The sequence below is a fragment of the Phenylobacterium sp. genome (assembly GCF_037968635.1).
Lineage (GTDB): Bacteria > Pseudomonadota > Alphaproteobacteria > Caulobacterales > Caulobacteraceae > Phenylobacterium.
Window position 1 is genome coordinate 1 of record NZ_JBBKVV010000066.1, and the last position, 15,143, is coordinate 15,143.

The following is a 15,143-nucleotide window of genomic DNA, read 5'->3' on the forward strand; positions in this document are numbered from 1 at the left end:
CATGGCCAAGCTGATTAAGGTCCTGGTCACCGAGTCACCCGCAACTCCACGTTTTGGCGTTCCCAGTGACAGAGTTTCGATGAGGCCATCTCCTTCCCCCGCCTTCGACCACGGCGCCGCCCTGCGCGTGCCGCCGGCCCATGATGGCCGCAGCTGGACCAAGCTGCTCTATTGGCTGGGCGCCGACGGTCACGCCCTCGACGAGACCGGCCTGGTGCAGGTCTCCACCCCCAATGGCTGGATGGTCGCCCGGCCTGGCGACTGGATCGTGCTGTCGGTTGGGGGACAGTTCCACGTGGCTCATGCCGGCCCCCGAACCCTGGACGCCTGAGATGCACACTGGCTCCTGCCTCTGCGGCGCCGTCCGGTTCGAGGTTTCCGGCGACCTGCCCGACATCCAGGTCTGCCACTGCCGCTCGTGCCGGAAGGCGTCGGGAACCGCCTTCGTCGCCGTCCTGCCCATCGCCAAGGCCGACCTGCGCTTCACCGCTGGAGCAGACCTGCTCAGGGCCTTTGAGTCCTCGCCTGGCAAGGAGCGGGTGTTCTGCACGGTCTGCGGCTCACCTATCGTCAGCCTCGCCGCCGCCCTGCCCGACCGGGTCCGGCTGCGGGCCGGCACGGTCGATGGCGACCTGGGCGTGAAGATCGCGTCCCACGCTTTCACCGGCCAGGCGGTCGACTGGTGCGAGGTGGCGCAGGATGCGCCTCACTTCACAGGCGCGCGCCCGGTCTGAGTCACTTCCCGGTCTTCGGGTTCAGCCGCGCGGTCCCGCCGCCCGGCAACCGAGCCTCATAGGGCCCGAACCGAGCATCCGGCTTCAGATAATCCGTCGAAACATATTGGGCGCCCGAGGCGAAGGCCGCCGCCTGCCGCGCGCGGTCGTTGGTCCGGGCCTCCACCGTATCGGCGTCGGCCCGGGTGCGCACGATCAGGCCATTGGCGAGCGCCGCGTCGATCCTGGCCTTCAGCTCAGCGGGCTCGTTCAGGGTGACGTAGGCGGCCGCCGGCCCCTGGTCGGTGTTGATGAACATCGCCCGGCCCTCCAGGGATTTTCGCGCGCCACGATAGAGGGCGGGCTTGGCCCCGCTCTCATCCATGGCGAACATCACCTTGCCGCGCGCCGCCTTCAGGTTGGGCCACCCACCGGCCCTCACCGCCGCAGCCAGGGTCGGCGCCTTACCCTGCACCCTGTCTGGTGTGATCAAGGCGCTCTCGGGGAAGACCGAGCGGATATCGGCGTCGATCTGGTCCATCGCCTTGGCGTCGAAGGGCACGGCCGTCGCGGCCCCCGGAACGCCGACCAGGTTGTCGTCCTTCAAGTTCATGATCACCAGGATCGGCACATGGTCGGGATGGGCTTTGGACCAGGCGCGGATCTCATTGAGGCAGCCAAGGAAGGTCGGGCAACTGGAGCGATAGTCGATGTCCTGGACATGCATCACCTTGAACCCAGGCGATTTCAGGGGCGCGAAGTCGTAGGGCGAGATCACCGAGTCCTTCGCCATCCTCATCGCCAGAGGGTCGGCGTAGCGGCCCCCCTCCGGGTCGTTCAGCAGGTCGATCTCGAGTTGCCGGGCGCCGGCGTCGAGCTCCTCCGTCAGCGGCGCGTGAGAATAGTCCAGGGTGGCGGCCAGATCGGCTCTTGCCGTCCGAACCAGAGCCATCTCGGCGGGCGCGATGGCCTGCTTGTAGCTGTTGTGGGTCCCGATGACCTGGATGGCGTTCATCGGCAGGGCGTCGACGGCCGCGCGGGTGCAGCCCGCCGCGCCGGACGGATGCTCCAGGTCACAGGTTGAAGCGACCGCGAGACCGGCCGCCAGAAGCAGGTGGATCATATGGATTCTCCCTCGGATCGCGCCGCGCCGATCGGGCGACGGAGCCTATCCTCAATTTGACGCGACCAATTCACCCAACCGTTGGGCTGCAAAGGATTTTTCAAGACTTGGCGTGGCATGGCTAATTCTCTGCTTACCACGACGATGGTTTCGGGGGGGACATGGACGCGGGCGCCGATCAGGTTACGCATAGGGCGGCGAGCGCCGCTGGGCACGGGCCGGGCGCGGCCTATCGCGCCACCCTTGCCGCCCATAGCCTGGCCATAGGGCCCCGCCTCGCCTTCGGCGTCACCGCCGCCTCACTCCTGGCCCTCGTCGGTCATCCCGTCCTAGCCCTCGCCCTGGCCGGGGTCGGCGCCCTCATCGCCATCATCGTTGGCCGTACCGCCCTGCGCGCGCGCGGCGAACTCCTGGTCAGCCAGGACGAGAAGAACCGGTTGATCCAGACCCTGACCGAGGCGCGCGACGAAGCCATGCGCCAAGCCGGCCAGGCAGAGGCGGCTCGCGAGGACGCCCGCCGCGCCAGTCTGGCCAAGTCCACCTTCCTGGCCACCATGAGTCACGAGATCCGCACGCCCATGAACGGGGTGCTGGGCATGGCGCAACTCCTCCAGCGTTCCGACCTTTCGGGGCTGCAGCGCAGCCAGGTCGACACCCTGATCAAGAGCGGCGAGCTCCTGATGGTGATCCTCAACGACATCCTGGACCTGTCGAAGATCGACGCCGGCCAGATGGAGATCGCCAAGAGCCCGTGTGATCTGCGCACCCTGCTGTCGGAGATGGAGACCTTCTGGGGCCCCACGGCCGCCGAGCGCGGTCTGACCCTGGCGGTCGACGTCCATGACACCGTGCCGCCCTTCGTCGCGCTCGATCCGCGCCGTATCCGCCAGGTGCTGTTCAACCTGGTGGGCAATGCGTTGAAATTCACCAAGGAGGGCGCGGTCACCATAACGGTGGACCGCGACCGCATCACCGACGCCCTGACGTTCGCCGTCTCTGACACCGGTGTCGGCATCGACGCTCAGGATCTACCTCACCTGTTCCAGAAGTTCAGCCAGGGCGACGCCTCCGATGTTCGCCGGTTCGCCGGCGCCGGACTGGGCCTGGCCATCTGCAGGGAGCTCTCGGCCCTGATGGGGGGCGACGTCACCGTCGACAGCGAACTGGGGGTCGGCTCGACGTTCCGGGTCAGCCTGCCGCTGGAGGAGACATCCGCCCCGGCGGCCGAGGACCTCGCCGCACAGGCGATCGCCGACGACGAGGGCCCTGTGCTCTCCATCCTCTGCGCCGACGACAACCCCACCAACCTGTTGGTGCTGGAGCAACTCCTGGGCGCCATGGGTTTCCGCATCCGGGTCGCCAACGGCGGTCGCGAGGCGCTGGAGGCCATGAACACCGAGACCTTCGACCTGGTGCTGATGGATATCCAGATGCCGGAGATGACCGGGATCGACGTGCTCCAGGCCCTGCGCGCCCAGGCCGGTCCGAACCGCGAGACCCCGCTGATCGCGGTGACCGCCGACGCCATGACCCTCGGCGCCGACCGCTATCGCGACCTCGGCTTCGCGGGCCTGGTCACCAAGCCGGTCCAGGTTCAGAGCCTGGTCTCGGCCATGATGGCCGCCGTCGCCAATCCCGAGGACGAGCCGGGCGACCTGTCCGCGACCGCCTAGACGCTGATCTCCAGCGGCGTCTCCGGCAGCCGGCCCGCAGCGATGGCCGGCAGCAGTTCGCGCAGGCGCTCGGGATAGATCATCTGATCGGTGACGGCGATTTCGCCGGCGCTCCACCACCGCATATCGTCCATAAGCACGACCTCGTGCGGCTCCCAGGCCGCGCGGCTGGGCTCCCCGCCCAGGCAATGGGCCACGAAGTAGCTTTCCTTCAGGATCACCGTCTCGCCGTCGGCCAGGGTGAAGACGCTGGCGCGCAGCCAGACCACAGGCCCCAGTTTCACGTTCGTGAAGCCGGTCTCCTCGGCGATTTCGCGCAGGGCGCCTGCCTCAAGGCTCTCCCCCGGATCGACTCCGCCGCCCACGGTGAACCAGAAGCTTCGCGCATCGGCGGCCTCGCTCGCCCGCCCCCGCACCAGCAGGATATTCCCCTGCGGATCGAACAAGAGCACGCGGGCGGTCAAACGTTCACGCATGGGGAAATCTACGACGTCGAGAGGAACGGGAAGCTGTAGGTACACAACGGGGAGACGCCGTGCACGAAGACCACAGAAGCGCGGGGTGTGTGTTCGAGGATTACCAAAGTGTGCGCTTCCTAGCCTCGATCTGCGCCAGAAGGCCGCACGTCTCGGCCTCGGCAAAGAACGTCGTTTTCACAAGGCGTTAAGCTGCCTGGGCCCAGGATTTCAGCCGATCATAGGGACCCGCGCCTTGGCTGTCGCTTCACACCGGTTACTCGGGTTCGCATTCGCAAACGCGGACCTTCTGCTTGAGATCGCCGCGGACGGCCAGATCGCTTTCGCGATCGGCGCCAGCGAAGCCCTGTCCGGCTCCCGGGAAACCGCCCTGGTGGGGAGAGCCTGGCGCGACTTTATCGACGCCCGCGACCGGGCCATGGTCCAGGCCCTGCTCGATGGCCTCACCGACGGCAAGCGCGGCGGCCCCCTGGTGGTCACCCTGGCCGGCAATGGGGGCAGCGAGCGCGCTGCGGCCATGTCGGTCTTCCGTCTCCCCGGCAACGACGACGCCATCTCCTGCACCTTCAGCCGAGCAGCGCCAAACGCCACCCATGGCCTGCACGACAAGGCCGGCCTGGAGACCGTAACAGCGGCCCTGTTCGAGACCGGCAAGGCCACGGGCCTGGAGCTGGAACTGGCCTTCATCGAGATGGGCGGCCTGACCTCCCTGCGCAAAGTGCTTGGGCCCGAGGCGGCCAAGGACATGGAACTGCGGCTGGCCGGCGCCCTGCGCGCCCAGTCCCACGGCGGCGGCGCGGCGGCCGATCTCGGCGGCGACCGCTACGCCCTGGTGCGTCATCAGGGCGAGAGCGGCGAGGCCCTGGCCCAACGCCTGCTGCACCTGCTGGCCATCGATCCCGCCCATGGCGTCGAGGCCATGGCCAAGACCCTGTCGCTGAAGGGCGAAGCCTCTCCGGCCCAGCTCCTGCGGGCGATCCGCTATTCCCTCGACAACTTCATCAAGGACGGCCTGGACGCCGCCTCGCCCGCCTCGCTCAACGAGGCGGTTACCCGCTCGGTGCGCCGCACCCTGGTGGAGGTCGGCGCCCTGAGCCAGGCCGTGGCCGACCGCAACTTCCGCCTCGTCTATCAGCCCGTGGTGGACCTGAAGAAATCCTGCGCCGTCCACCACCACGAGGTCCTGGTCCGCTTCGGTGACAACGCGAGCCCCTTCCCCATGATCCGCATGGCCGAGGAGCTCGACCTGATCGAGCCGCTAGACATCGCGGTGGTGGAACGCACCATCGCCAAGCTGGTGGCGGATCCGAGCCTTAAGCTGGCCGCCAATATCTCCGGCCGCACCATCACCAGCCCGAACTTCGTGGAAGCTGTCCGCACCATGCTGGCGGGCAATCCCAAGGCCAATGGCCGCCTGCTGTTCGAACTGACCGAGAGCGCCGCCATCGAGGACCTGGCGCTGGCCGACCGCCATCTCCAGGCGCTGCGGGCCGAGGGCATCCTGATCTGCCTGGACGACTTCGGGGCCGGAGCCGCGTCGCTGGCCTACCTCCAGCAGCTCTCTCTCGACATCGTGAAGATCGACGGCCGCTACATCCGCGAACTGCAGCACGGCGGCCGCGAGAGCACCTTTATCCGCCACCTGGTGACCATGTGCGGCGAACTCGGCGTTCGCACCCTGGCCGAGATGGTGGAGACCCCTCAGGCCGAGGAGGCCGTCCGCCGCGCCGGGGTCGACTATGCGCAGGGCTGGCTTTACGGCGCGCCCTTGGACGTGCCCGCGACCGCTGCGGGCCTGGCCAACACCAACGTCAAACCTGCCGCCCGCCGGGTCGGCGCCGTAGACAGCTGGGGCTAGGCCCCAGCCGCTGGCCTTCGCTAGGCCGCCGCTCTCATCTGGGCTCCGCCCGAGGTCAGCCGGAACCGAGTCATCAATTGCGCCAGTTCCCCGGCCGCCTTGGCCAGAGAGGGGCTGGCCGCTGTCGTCTGCTCGACCATGGCGGCGTTCTGCTGGGTGACCTGATCCATCTGGTTCACGGCGATATTGACCTGATGCAGGCCGGTGGCCTGTTCCTGGGCGCTGGCCGCGATTTCGGCCACCACGCCGTTGATCTGCGCCACCTGGGCGACGATCCCCGCTGCCTACCCCTGTGTCGCCAGCCATTCAGCCATGTGGCGCTCCAGCACCGTCATGGGCATGGATCCCGAGAGCAGGGCTACGTCGTGATACGCTTTGAGGTTGAAACCCGCGCCCAATTTGGCCTTGGCGCCGTCGCGGATCTTCATCCAGCGGGTGTGGCCCACCTTGTAGCTGCAGGCCTGGCCCGGCGCGACGCAGTAGCGTTCCACCTCCCGCTGGGCGCGGCTCTTCGGATAGCCGGTGACCACCACCATGTAGTCGGTGGCCTTCTCCCGGCTCCAACCCTTGGAATGCAGGCCGGTGTCGATCACCAGCCGTGAGGCGCGGAACAGCAGGGACTGCAGGAAGCCCGCCTCTCCCAGCGGATCGTTCTCATAGGAGCCCGTCTCCGCCGCCAGTTGCTCGGCATAGAGCGCCCAGCCTTCCGAGAAGGCCGAGAAGCTGCCGCCGGTGCGGCGGATGATCGGGATACGCGTGCTCTCCTGAGCCAGGGCGATCTGCAGGTGATGGCCAGGCGCGGTCTCATGATAGACCAGGGTCGGGAGATTATATTTCGGCCACTCGTGGGTGTCCTTCAGGTTGATGAAGAAGGCCGCCGGGCGCGAGCCATCCAGCGCCGCGCTCTGGTAGTAGCCGTTGGACGCGCCGTCCTGGATGAAGGCCGGCACCCGCTTCACCTCCACCTTGGCCTTGGGCAGGGTGTCGAAGGCGAGCGGCAGGGTCTTGTAGACCTCGACGATCTGGACATTCAGCGCCGCGATCAGTTCGGCCCGGCCGGCGTCGGTATTGGCGTAGACCTGCGAGGGGTCGTTGTTCAGGGCGTTGAGCCGTTCGGCCACGGTCCCCTTGGTCATGCCCTGGGCCTTCAGGATGGCGTCGAGCCGCGCGGTGATGTCGGCGACCTGATCGAGACCCAGTTGGTGGATCTCTCGCGGCGTCATGGTGGTGGTGGTCGAGGCCTCGCAGGCGTCGGCGTAGTAGGCTTCCGCGTTCTTCAGGCGGCCGACGCCAGCCTCCGAGGTTGCGATCGCGCGACTGGCCTGGACCGCGGCGATCTGCCGGTCCAAGGCGGGGTAGATCTCCTCGGCGACGATCTTCGCCGCCGGGGTCGCATAGTCTGCGGTCAGTCCCGCGGCCTTGGCCTTTGCGGCCAGCGAGGTCACCAGAACGGTCGACTCCGGTGGCTGGTCACGAAGCGCCTTGAGCTGGGCCAGCGTCAGGTCGCAGACAAAGTCTGGCGGCACGACGCCGGCGGCCACATCAGACTTCATCCGGTCCAGGTCCTGGTCCAGGATCTTGCCGAAGGCGTGCAGGCGCGAGATCCAGGCGTCGGCGTCGGCGCTGGACGCCACCCGGTGCTGGTTGTCCAGGAAGTCGGGGATATCCTGATAGGCGCCGTTCTGCTGGCTGATCACATAGGGCGAGAATCGGCCACCCACAGCGCCGAACCTGTAGGCCTCACCGTTCGAGAGGGCGTGGCTGTTCTGGTATAGCACCACGTCGAGGTCGACCCTGGAGGCCGCCGACAGCGCCGTGCGGTCGATGGCGCCCAGCGCCGCAACCCTTGCTTTCACCTTGGCCAGCCGCGCCTCGCGGGCTTCCGCCGAGCGCGCTTCGAGCTGACCCTTCAGCGCCGCCCTCGGCCCCTTGTCGAGGCCGAGCGATGTGGCCCGCTCGGGACTGTCGTCCACCTGATCCTCGAAAATCTTGTCCAGCAGGGCCCTCAGCCTGGCGTCCTCTGACCCCTGGGCCAGGACGGGCGCGGCCGTCAACAGGGCGGCTCCGGCGGTGGTGGCGAGGAAGCTGCGGCGATCGAGAACGGTCATGGGATCAGGCCTTGCTGGTGGCGATGTAGGCGTCGATCACGGCTTCCAGAACCGTCAGCGGCATGGCGCCCGACAGCAGGCCCGCGTCGTGGAACCTGCGGATGTCGAAGCGTGGCCCCAGCGCACCTTGCGCCTTCTCCCGCAGCCGCAGCCAGGTGAGCTTGCCGACCATGTAGCTGCAGGCCTGCCCCGGCCACACGGAATATCGTTCGATCTCTGTGGTGGCGGCGCTGGTGGGCGAGCCGTCGATCGAGGTCATGGTCTCGATGGCCTTTTCGCGGCTCCAGCCCATGGCGTGCATGCCAGTGTCCACCACCAGGCGGCCGGAGCGGAACAGAGACGACTGCAGGTAGCCGATCTCGGCGATGGGATCGTCGGCATAAACCCCCATCTCCTGGGCCAGCTTCTCGGCATAGAGCGCCCAGCCCTCGCCATAGGCCGACAGGAAGGTCGCGCGCCGCAGCATGGGCAGGTCGGCTTCCTGTTGCAGGGTGAGTTGCAGGTGGTGACCCGGAAGGCCCTCGTGATAGGTGAGCGTCGGCAGAGTCCAAGTGGGATACTCTGCGGTGTCGCGCAGGTTGATCCAGTAGATGCCCGGCCGCGACCCATCCAGGGTCGCCTGGTTGTAGTAGCCGCCCGGCGCGCCGGCCTCGATGAACTTGGGCACCCGCTTGATATCCAGCGGCGCCTTGGGCAGCGTCCCGAAATACTCCGGCAACCGCCTGGTCATCGCCTGGACCTGCAGGTTCAGGTCGGCGATCAGCTTCTCCTTGCCCGGATCGGTGTTTGGGTAGTGGTACTTCTTGTCCTTGTAGAGCGCCTGGATCCGCGCTCCGACGCTGCCCTTGCTATAGCCCTGGCTTTTCAGAATGGTGTCGGCTCGCGCCGACAGCTCCCTGGCCTGCTCCAGCCCGATCTGGTGGATTTCGGCCGCTGACAGGGTGGTGGTGGTGGCGTTGCGCAGGGCCAGGGCGTAGTAGGCCTCGCCATCTGGTCGGCCGCCGATCCCCGCGTCATGCACCGCCTTGGGCCGGATTTCCTTCATGAAGGCGATCTGCCGTTCCAGGGCGGGGCGCACCTTCTCCAGGTAGATCTTCGAGGCGTAGGCGCCGTAGTCGCCGGCGATCTGCTTGGCCTTCACCTTGACGACGAGCTGGCTCACCAGCGGCGACCGGTCGGGCGAGGTGCGCAGGTTGTTCATCTGGACCAGCGCCCCGTCGATGGCGAAGTCTGGCGGGATCATCCCCAGGCCGACATCGCGGCGCGCGCGCTCGGTCTCCTGGTCCATCCCAGAGGCGTAGGCTTCAAGGCGCGACAGATAGGCGTCGGCGTCATCCTTGGTCTCGATGACGTGCTGGTTGCCCAGGAAGTCGGGGGTCGAGCGGTAGGACCCGCTGAGCTGCGACAGCACGTAGGGGAAGCCCGCCCCCTCGGAGCCGAACTTGAAGCGTTTGTTGGCCTCGTCGGTATTGGCCAGGCCGAAGATCACCGAGTCGTAGTTGATGGCGCTCATGCCGGTCAGTTGTGACCGGTCCACGGCCCGCATCCGGGCGAGTTGGCTCGCCGTCCGTTCCCTGTCCTTCTCTAGGTCGGCGATGGACGCGTCCGACAGCCGGCGCTTGGAGTCAGCCCGCGCCCCCTTGTCGAGGCCGAGTTGGGTGACGAGTTCCGGGGAGTCGTCCAACGCCTCTTCGAAGAAGGTGTCCAACAGCTTGGCGAGTTGCTCGTTGGCGCTGGGTCCCGGCGGCAGCGCAGGCGGCGGCGTGGACGGCAGGGGCCCCGGGCGGGCGGTGGCGCATCCGGCCAGGGCCAGGGTCGCGCCGGCGGTCAGCAGAAGTTGGCGGCGGTTGCGCATCGCGCCCTCCTTGGAACTGTTACAGTTGTTACGCGGACCCTAGGAGGCCCACCGGCGCAGTGGAAGCCGCGCCCCACGTTAATTCGCTGTAATCCGGACGCCGGCCGGCGCGCGGCCTTGCTGGCCGGGAAGGTGGCGCGCATAGCACCCGCCATGAGCATCGAGTTCCATCTGCGGGCCCACCCCGGCGAAGATCACCGGCGGTTCGAGACCACGCCGGTCTTCTGGACCGACACGCCGCCGCAACGTCCCTGGGACGCGCCGATCAAGCCGACCGACCTGACCTTCATGATCCGCGACGGCGACGAAGGGCTGGAGGCCGTGGCGCGCCGCTGGTGGATGGTGCCGGCCTTTCACAAAGGACCGATCCTGGCCTGGAAGACGCTGTGCGCCAATGCCGGGATCGACGCTCTGGAGACCTCGCCGATCTTCCGGGAGGCCTATGGCGCCCGCCGCGCGCTCGTGCCCCTGACCTCGTTCATCGTCTATGGCGAGCCGCCCGGATGGCGGAAGGGCCAGCCCAAGCGCCGCTGGGAGGCGACCTGGAGACCGGAGAACCCGACCGACAAGGTCCGTTACTTCGCCGCCATCTGGGACCGGGCCGAGACCGCCGACGGCTCCTTGGAGAGCTTCGCCACCGTCACCGGTCCGGCGGGCGCGGATCTGGCCGGCGTTCAGGAGACCCAACCCGTCGTCCTGACCCTGGCCCAGGGCCTGGAGTGGCTAAGGTTGGACGGTCCCGGCAAGGCCGGGCTCACCACCGAGACGCCGGCCGGAACCTACGAGCTCAACGAACAGCCGCGAGAGGCGGTGATCTCCCGCGAACTGCGCCGCTCGCTCTAGGCCTCAGCCTTGGCGTCTCGCTCGTAGCGGTCCACCACTTGGGCCAGGCCGGCCAGGATGGCCTTGCGGGTCTCGTCGTCCGCCTCGGTGCGATGCAGCAGGCGCAGGGAAGCCAGGTGGACCTTCACACCGCGGTCGTCGCGACGGCCGGCCTCGCCCGCACGATCCAGCAGTTCGCACAGCGAGCGTGCCGCGGTGACCAGGCTGTCGTCTGAAAAGGCGCCGCAGAAGCAGATCAGCCGAGCCGACTGGTTGTACATCGCCTCGGGGTCGAAGCCGGGCGTTTTGGCCAGGGCGTCCATCTCCTCCAGCGCCGCGTCGACCTCCGACAGACAGGTGTCGCGGGACGCTTCCACCGCCGCCGCACCGCGCTTCAAGGCTTCAGCGACGTATAGCCCGCCCGGCGCCTTGATCAGCGAGGCGAGCCTTGGGGTGACCATGAACTTCCGCACGACGCTCATAGGGCGACCTTCTGCGGGGCGATCATGTTGTTCAATTCCTCCTGGCTCATATTGTCGCCGGCCAATGCGCCAACCTCGGCTGGTTGGTCGTCCCGGCGGCGGCCGTCGGGAAATTCTTCCGGCATGCCCGCCTGTTTGAAGCGGCGGTCAGGGCCGATGTAGTTGTCTGTCTCGATGAACATTCGCTTGCCCTGGGAGACCCAGAGAATGCGCTCAAGGATCACCTTGGGGGTGATCGGTTTCGTGATGATGAAGTTCGCGCCGCAATCACGCGCGCGCATGACCTGGCTCTTGCGGGAGTGGGCGGTGACCACGATGGCCGGGGTCAGGCGCTTTTCCTCGTCGGGCTGGGTACGCACCCAGCGGACAAAATCGTAGCCATCCATCACCGGCATCTGGCCGTCGGTCATTATCAGGTCGATCCGGCGGCTCTTGATGACGTCCATCGCCTCCATCGCGCTGGAAGCGCGCGCCAGGTCCTTCATGCCGAAACTGGAGAGGACGCTCGCGAGCAGGTCCAACGCCTGGGCGTTGTCGTCGACGATAAGGCCGGCGGCGTTCTCCAGATTGACCCGGGCGGTGCTCTGCATGGGCCTATGAAAGAACTCGATGTGTAAACGAGAGCTTTTCAACCTCTCGTTTACCCAGAATGGGGATTGCGACTGTGGCGTGCGACAGCACTCGGCGTCCGATCTTGGGCCCGCGAAGGATTTTCAAATAACGTCGGCATTCGAGGAGGAGACCGACGGTCCGGCGAATCCAAGCTATGAAACCTGCAGCTCGACGGAGTTTTCATGCGCCCGACCGCCCTCGCCTCCCTGTTTGCCGCCCTGGCCCTGGCCACCGACGCCGGCGCGGCGGCCGGTCTGTCGGCCCAGGCCGTGGTAGACAGCCCGGCCTTCAAGGCCGCCGTCGTCAGGCTCGACGCCGACCATGACCGCACGGTGTCCGACATCATCGCGCTGACGGAAATCCCCGCCCCGCCCTTCAAGGAGACCGCGCGGGGCCAGGCCTATCTGGCCATGCTCAAGGCGCACGGCCTGACGGATGTGGAGATGGACCCGGAGGGCAATGTCATGGGGGTCCGCCCCGGCGCCAGGACCAGGGGCAAGGGACCCTACGTCGTGCTCGCCGCCCACCTGGATACGGTCTTCCCGGAGGGGACCGACGTGAAGGTGCGCCGCGAGGGGACCAAGCTGATGGCGCCCGGTATCGGCGACGACACCCGGTCCCTGGCCGTGCTGCTGGCCTATGTCCGCGCGATGGACGCCGCGAAGATCACCACCACTTCGGACATCCTCTTCGTCGGCAATGTCGGCGAGGAGGGCGCGGGCGACCTGCGAGGAGTCCGCTACCTGTTCAACGCCGGCAAGTACAAGAGCCAGATCAGCGCCTTCTTCTCCATGGACGGCAACGACCCGTCCCGCGTCGTGGACCAGGGCGTGGGGTCCAAGCGCTATCACGTGGTGTTCCGCGGCCCCGGCGGTCACAGCTATGGGGCCTTCGGCATGGTCAATCCGATGGCGGCCATGTCCAAGGCGGTGGTGGATCTCTACGCCGTCAAGCCATCCGCCGCGCCCAAGACCACCTACGCCGCCAGCGTCACCGGCGGCGGCACGTCGGTGAACGCCATTCCCGGCGAGGTGTTCATGGACTTCGACATGCGCTCGGAAAGCGCCGCCGAGCTCGCAAAGCTGGACGCCACGCTACAGGCGATCCTGTCCGAGGCGGTCGAGACCGAGAACGCCGCACGCTCCACCCGCTTCGGCAAGGTCAGCTTTGAGGCCAAGGTCATAGGCGAGCGTCCGGCGGGCCGCACGGACCGCAAGGCCGCCATCGTCACGGCCACCCATGAAGCCATCGCCGCACTGGGCTACACCCCGGCCCACGACGCCTCGTCCACCGACGCCAATGTGCCGATGAGCCTCGGCATCCCCGCCGTCACCATTGGCTCCGGCGGCAAGGGCGGCCGGGCCCATGCGCTGGACGAGTGGATCGATGTGGAGAGGGGCCCCAGCGTGAAGGGGATGAGCGTCGGCCTGGCGGCGCTGCTCACCGTGGCGGGGTTGGAGAATCCCTAGCCCTTCGGTCCCGCGTTGGACTTGTTCTTGTTGAAGGGCTTCTTGAAGCCAGCGGCCTTGGGCGGACCCTTGAAGTTCTCGGCCTTGCCCTTGTAGCCGCCGCCTTCCTTGGCGGGGCCCTTGAAGTTCTCAGGCTTGCCCTTGTAGCCGCCGCCCTCCTTGGGCGGCCCCTTGTAGGGACCGTCGCTCTTGCCCTTATAGCCGCCCTCGCTCTTGCCCTTGTACTCAGGACGCGGGCCGGTCTTGAAGGATCGCGCGGGGCCGTCCGAGGACGGTGCGCCACGGGGCGGACCACCGGCGCCGCGCGGCGGGGCGGTTTTCTGGCCCGAGGCCGGGGCCACGGTGGGCTCGATCTTGATCTCGTCGTTCATCGTCGCCTTCACGGCGGCGGCGAACTTGGCCTCGGCGTGTTTGGCGATCTCGAACTTGGTGTCCTGATCGAAGATCTTGATGGAGCCGATCTCCGGCTTGGTCACGTGGCCCAGGCGGCAGATCATCGGGATCAGCCATTTGGGATCGGCGTTCTTGGCGCGGCCGACATTGATGCGGAACCAGGTGACCTCGTTGGGGTCCAGGCGTTCGGGACGACCCACCGGGCCTTCGCGGTCCGGGCTCCAGCGGTCGGCGCGAGGCATGGGCCCCGACGAAGTGCCCTGACTGTCGCGGGGATCGGTGTGCAGGTCCTCGGCGGCCGGCAGACGCGCCCGGTGCAGGCGGATCAGAGCCGCAGCCACCTCTTCCGGCGTACGGTTGGCCAGGACCAGCTTGGCCAGGGCCATGTCTTCCTCGGCCAGGGGCTCGGTGAGGATCGGGTCCTCCAGCAGCCGGGTCTGGTCACGCTCGCGGATCATCTCCGGGGTCGGCGGCCCCTGCCAGGTCGCCTCGATATTGGCCGAGGCCAGCAGTTGCTCGGCCTTGCGGCGGCGCGTGTAGGAGACCAGCAGGACCGAGACGCCCTTCTTGCCCGCCCGGCCAGTACGGCCCGAACGGTGCAGCAGGCCAGCCTTGTTCACCGGCAGGTCGGCGTGGATCACCAGGCCGAGGTCAGGCAGGTCGAGGCCGCGGGCGGCGACGTCGGTGGCGACACAGACCCGGGCCTGGCCGTCGCGCAGGGCCTGGAGGGCGTCGGAACGCTCCCGCTGGCCAAGCTCACCCGACAGGCCCACCACGGCGAAGCCGCGCTCGCGCAGGGCCGCATGCATGTGCCGCACGCCCTCGCGGGTGTTGCAGAACACCAAGGCCGAGGGGCTCTCGAAGAAGCGCAGCACGTTGACGACGCCGTTCTCGACCTCGTTGGGCGCCACGCGAATGGCGCGGTATTCGATGTCGCGGTGCGGCTCATGGCGGTCGACGGTGTCGATCCGCACCGCGTCCTTCTGATAGCGCTTGGCCAGCATCGCGATCTCGCGGGCGATGGTGGCGGAAAACAGCAGGGTGCGGCGGCCGGCGGGCGCGCTGTCCAGGATCTCTTCCAGATCCTCGCGGAAGCCCATGTCGAGCATTTCGTCGGCCTCGTCCAGCACGACGACGCGCAGGGCCGAGAGGTCGAGATTGCCACGTTCCAGGTGGTCCTTCAGACGGCCCGGCGTGCCCACGACGATGTGAACGCCGCCCGCCAGGGCCCGCTGCTCCCGGCGCGGATCCATGCCGCCGACACAGGTTTCCACCCGGGCGCCGGTCTGGGAATAGAGCCAGGTCAGTTCGACGCTGACCTGCATGGCCAGTTCGCGGGTCGGCGCGATGACCAGGGCCAGGGGCGAGCCCGCCGGTCCGAACTTCTCCGCACCCTCGAGCAGCGTCGGTCCCGCCGCAAGTCCGAAGGCCACGGTCTTTCCTGAACCAGTCTGGGCCGAGACCAGCAGGTCGCGTCCTGCGGCGTCTTCGGCCAACACGGCGTCCTGTACAGGCGTGGGCTCGGCATAACCTTGGGCCGCCAGAGCGCGCTCCAGGGC

At 67.7% G+C, this 15,143-nt stretch carries 13 protein-coding genes and 1 pseudogene; 6 read left to right on the plus strand and 8 right to left on the minus strand.

What is annotated here, in order from left to right; translation table 11 throughout:
* The first annotated feature begins 79 nt into the window (after positions 1-79).
* Together AAC997_RS07795 and AAC997_RS07800 are read left to right on the plus strand one after the other, a co-directional pair.
* A complete protein-coding gene (locus AAC997_RS07795; RefSeq protein WP_293494368.1) occupies positions 80-331 on the plus strand; it encodes a hypothetical protein in 252 nt (83 codons plus the stop codon).
* Between the two features lies 1 nt (position 332).
* Positions 333-734: a GFA family protein gene (locus AAC997_RS07800; protein ID WP_340645129.1), complete on the plus strand. Its 402-nt coding sequence runs from the start codon at positions 333-335 to the stop codon at positions 732-734.
* Position 735: 1 nt separating this feature from the next.
* Here AAC997_RS07800 and AAC997_RS07805 read toward each other — a convergent pair whose 3' ends face one another.
* Positions 736-1,836 carry a phosphatidylinositol-specific phospholipase C1-like protein gene (locus tag AAC997_RS07805; RefSeq protein ID WP_340645130.1) on the minus strand — a complete coding sequence of 367 codons (1,101 nt, stop codon included), beginning with the start codon at positions 1,834-1,836 and terminating at the stop codon, positions 736-738.
* Positions 1,837-1,997: 161 nt separating this feature from the next.
* Between AAC997_RS07805 and AAC997_RS07810 the strand changes: the two genes are divergently transcribed.
* On the plus strand, positions 1,998-3,509 hold the full coding sequence (locus AAC997_RS07810; RefSeq protein ID WP_340645131.1) for an ATP-binding protein: 1,512 nt from the start codon (positions 1,998-2,000) through the stop codon (positions 3,507-3,509).
* Here AAC997_RS07810 and AAC997_RS07815 read toward each other — a convergent pair.
* Complete coding sequence (locus AAC997_RS07815; RefSeq protein WP_340645132.1) at positions 3,506-3,985, minus strand: NUDIX domain-containing protein; 480 nt, start codon at positions 3,983-3,985, stop codon at positions 3,506-3,508. The genes AAC997_RS07810 and AAC997_RS07815 overlap by 4 nt on opposite strands.
* A 235-nt stretch (positions 3,986-4,220) precedes the next feature.
* On the opposite strand from AAC997_RS07815, the gene AAC997_RS07820 reads away from it, so the two are divergent.
* Entirely contained in the window at positions 4,221-5,843 is a 1,623-nt protein-coding gene (locus tag AAC997_RS07820; protein WP_340645133.1) for an EAL domain-containing protein, read from the plus strand.
* 20 nt (positions 5,844-5,863) lie between these two features.
* Here AAC997_RS07820 and AAC997_RS07825 read toward each other — a convergent pair.
* From AAC997_RS07825 to AAC997_RS07835, 3 genes and pseudogenes are all read right to left on the minus strand, one after another.
* Positions 5,864-6,118, minus strand: a pseudogene (locus AAC997_RS07825) (chemotaxis protein); the annotation flags it as partial.
* 9 nt (positions 6,119-6,127) lie between these two features.
* Positions 6,128-7,951 (minus strand): DUF885 family protein, encoded by a 1,824-nt coding sequence (locus tag AAC997_RS07830; RefSeq protein WP_340645134.1) that lies wholly within the window; start codon positions 7,949-7,951, stop codon positions 6,128-6,130.
* A gap of 4 nt (positions 7,952-7,955) precedes the next feature.
* Positions 7,956-9,806, minus strand: coding sequence for a DUF885 family protein (locus tag AAC997_RS07835; protein WP_340645135.1), 1,851 nt, complete (start codon positions 9,804-9,806; stop codon positions 7,956-7,958).
* Between the two features lie 153 nt (positions 9,807-9,959).
* On the opposite strand from AAC997_RS07835, the gene AAC997_RS07840 reads away from it, so the two are divergent.
* Positions 9,960-10,649: an SOS response-associated peptidase family protein gene (locus tag AAC997_RS07840; RefSeq protein ID WP_340645136.1), complete on the plus strand. Its 690-nt coding sequence runs from the start codon at positions 9,960-9,962 to the stop codon at positions 10,647-10,649.
* On the opposite strand, the gene AAC997_RS07845 is transcribed toward AAC997_RS07840, so the two are convergent.
* Entirely contained in the window at positions 10,646-11,110 is a 465-nt protein-coding gene (locus tag AAC997_RS07845; RefSeq protein ID WP_340645137.1) for a hypothetical protein, read from the minus strand. The two genes, AAC997_RS07840 and AAC997_RS07845, sit on opposite strands and share 4 nt — an antisense overlap.
* On the minus strand, positions 11,107-11,700 hold the full coding sequence (locus tag AAC997_RS07850; RefSeq protein ID WP_340645138.1) for a response regulator: 594 nt from the start codon (positions 11,698-11,700) through the stop codon (positions 11,107-11,109). Before AAC997_RS07850 ends, AAC997_RS07845 begins: the two co-directional genes overlap by 4 nt.
* A 204-nt stretch (positions 11,701-11,904) precedes the next feature.
* Between AAC997_RS07850 and AAC997_RS07855 the strand changes: the two genes are divergently transcribed.
* The gene (locus tag AAC997_RS07855) at positions 11,905-13,191 is read left to right on the plus strand and encodes a M20/M25/M40 family metallo-hydrolase (protein ID WP_340645139.1); all 1,287 of its coding nucleotides are present in this window, start codon (positions 11,905-11,907) and stop codon (positions 13,189-13,191) included.
* On the opposite strand, the gene AAC997_RS07860 is transcribed toward AAC997_RS07855, so the two are convergent.
* Positions 13,188-15,143, minus strand: a 1,956-nt coding sequence (locus AAC997_RS07860; protein ID WP_340645140.1) for a DEAD/DEAH box helicase, incomplete at its 5' end; no start/stop codon positions are given. The two genes, AAC997_RS07855 and AAC997_RS07860, sit on opposite strands and share 4 nt — an antisense overlap.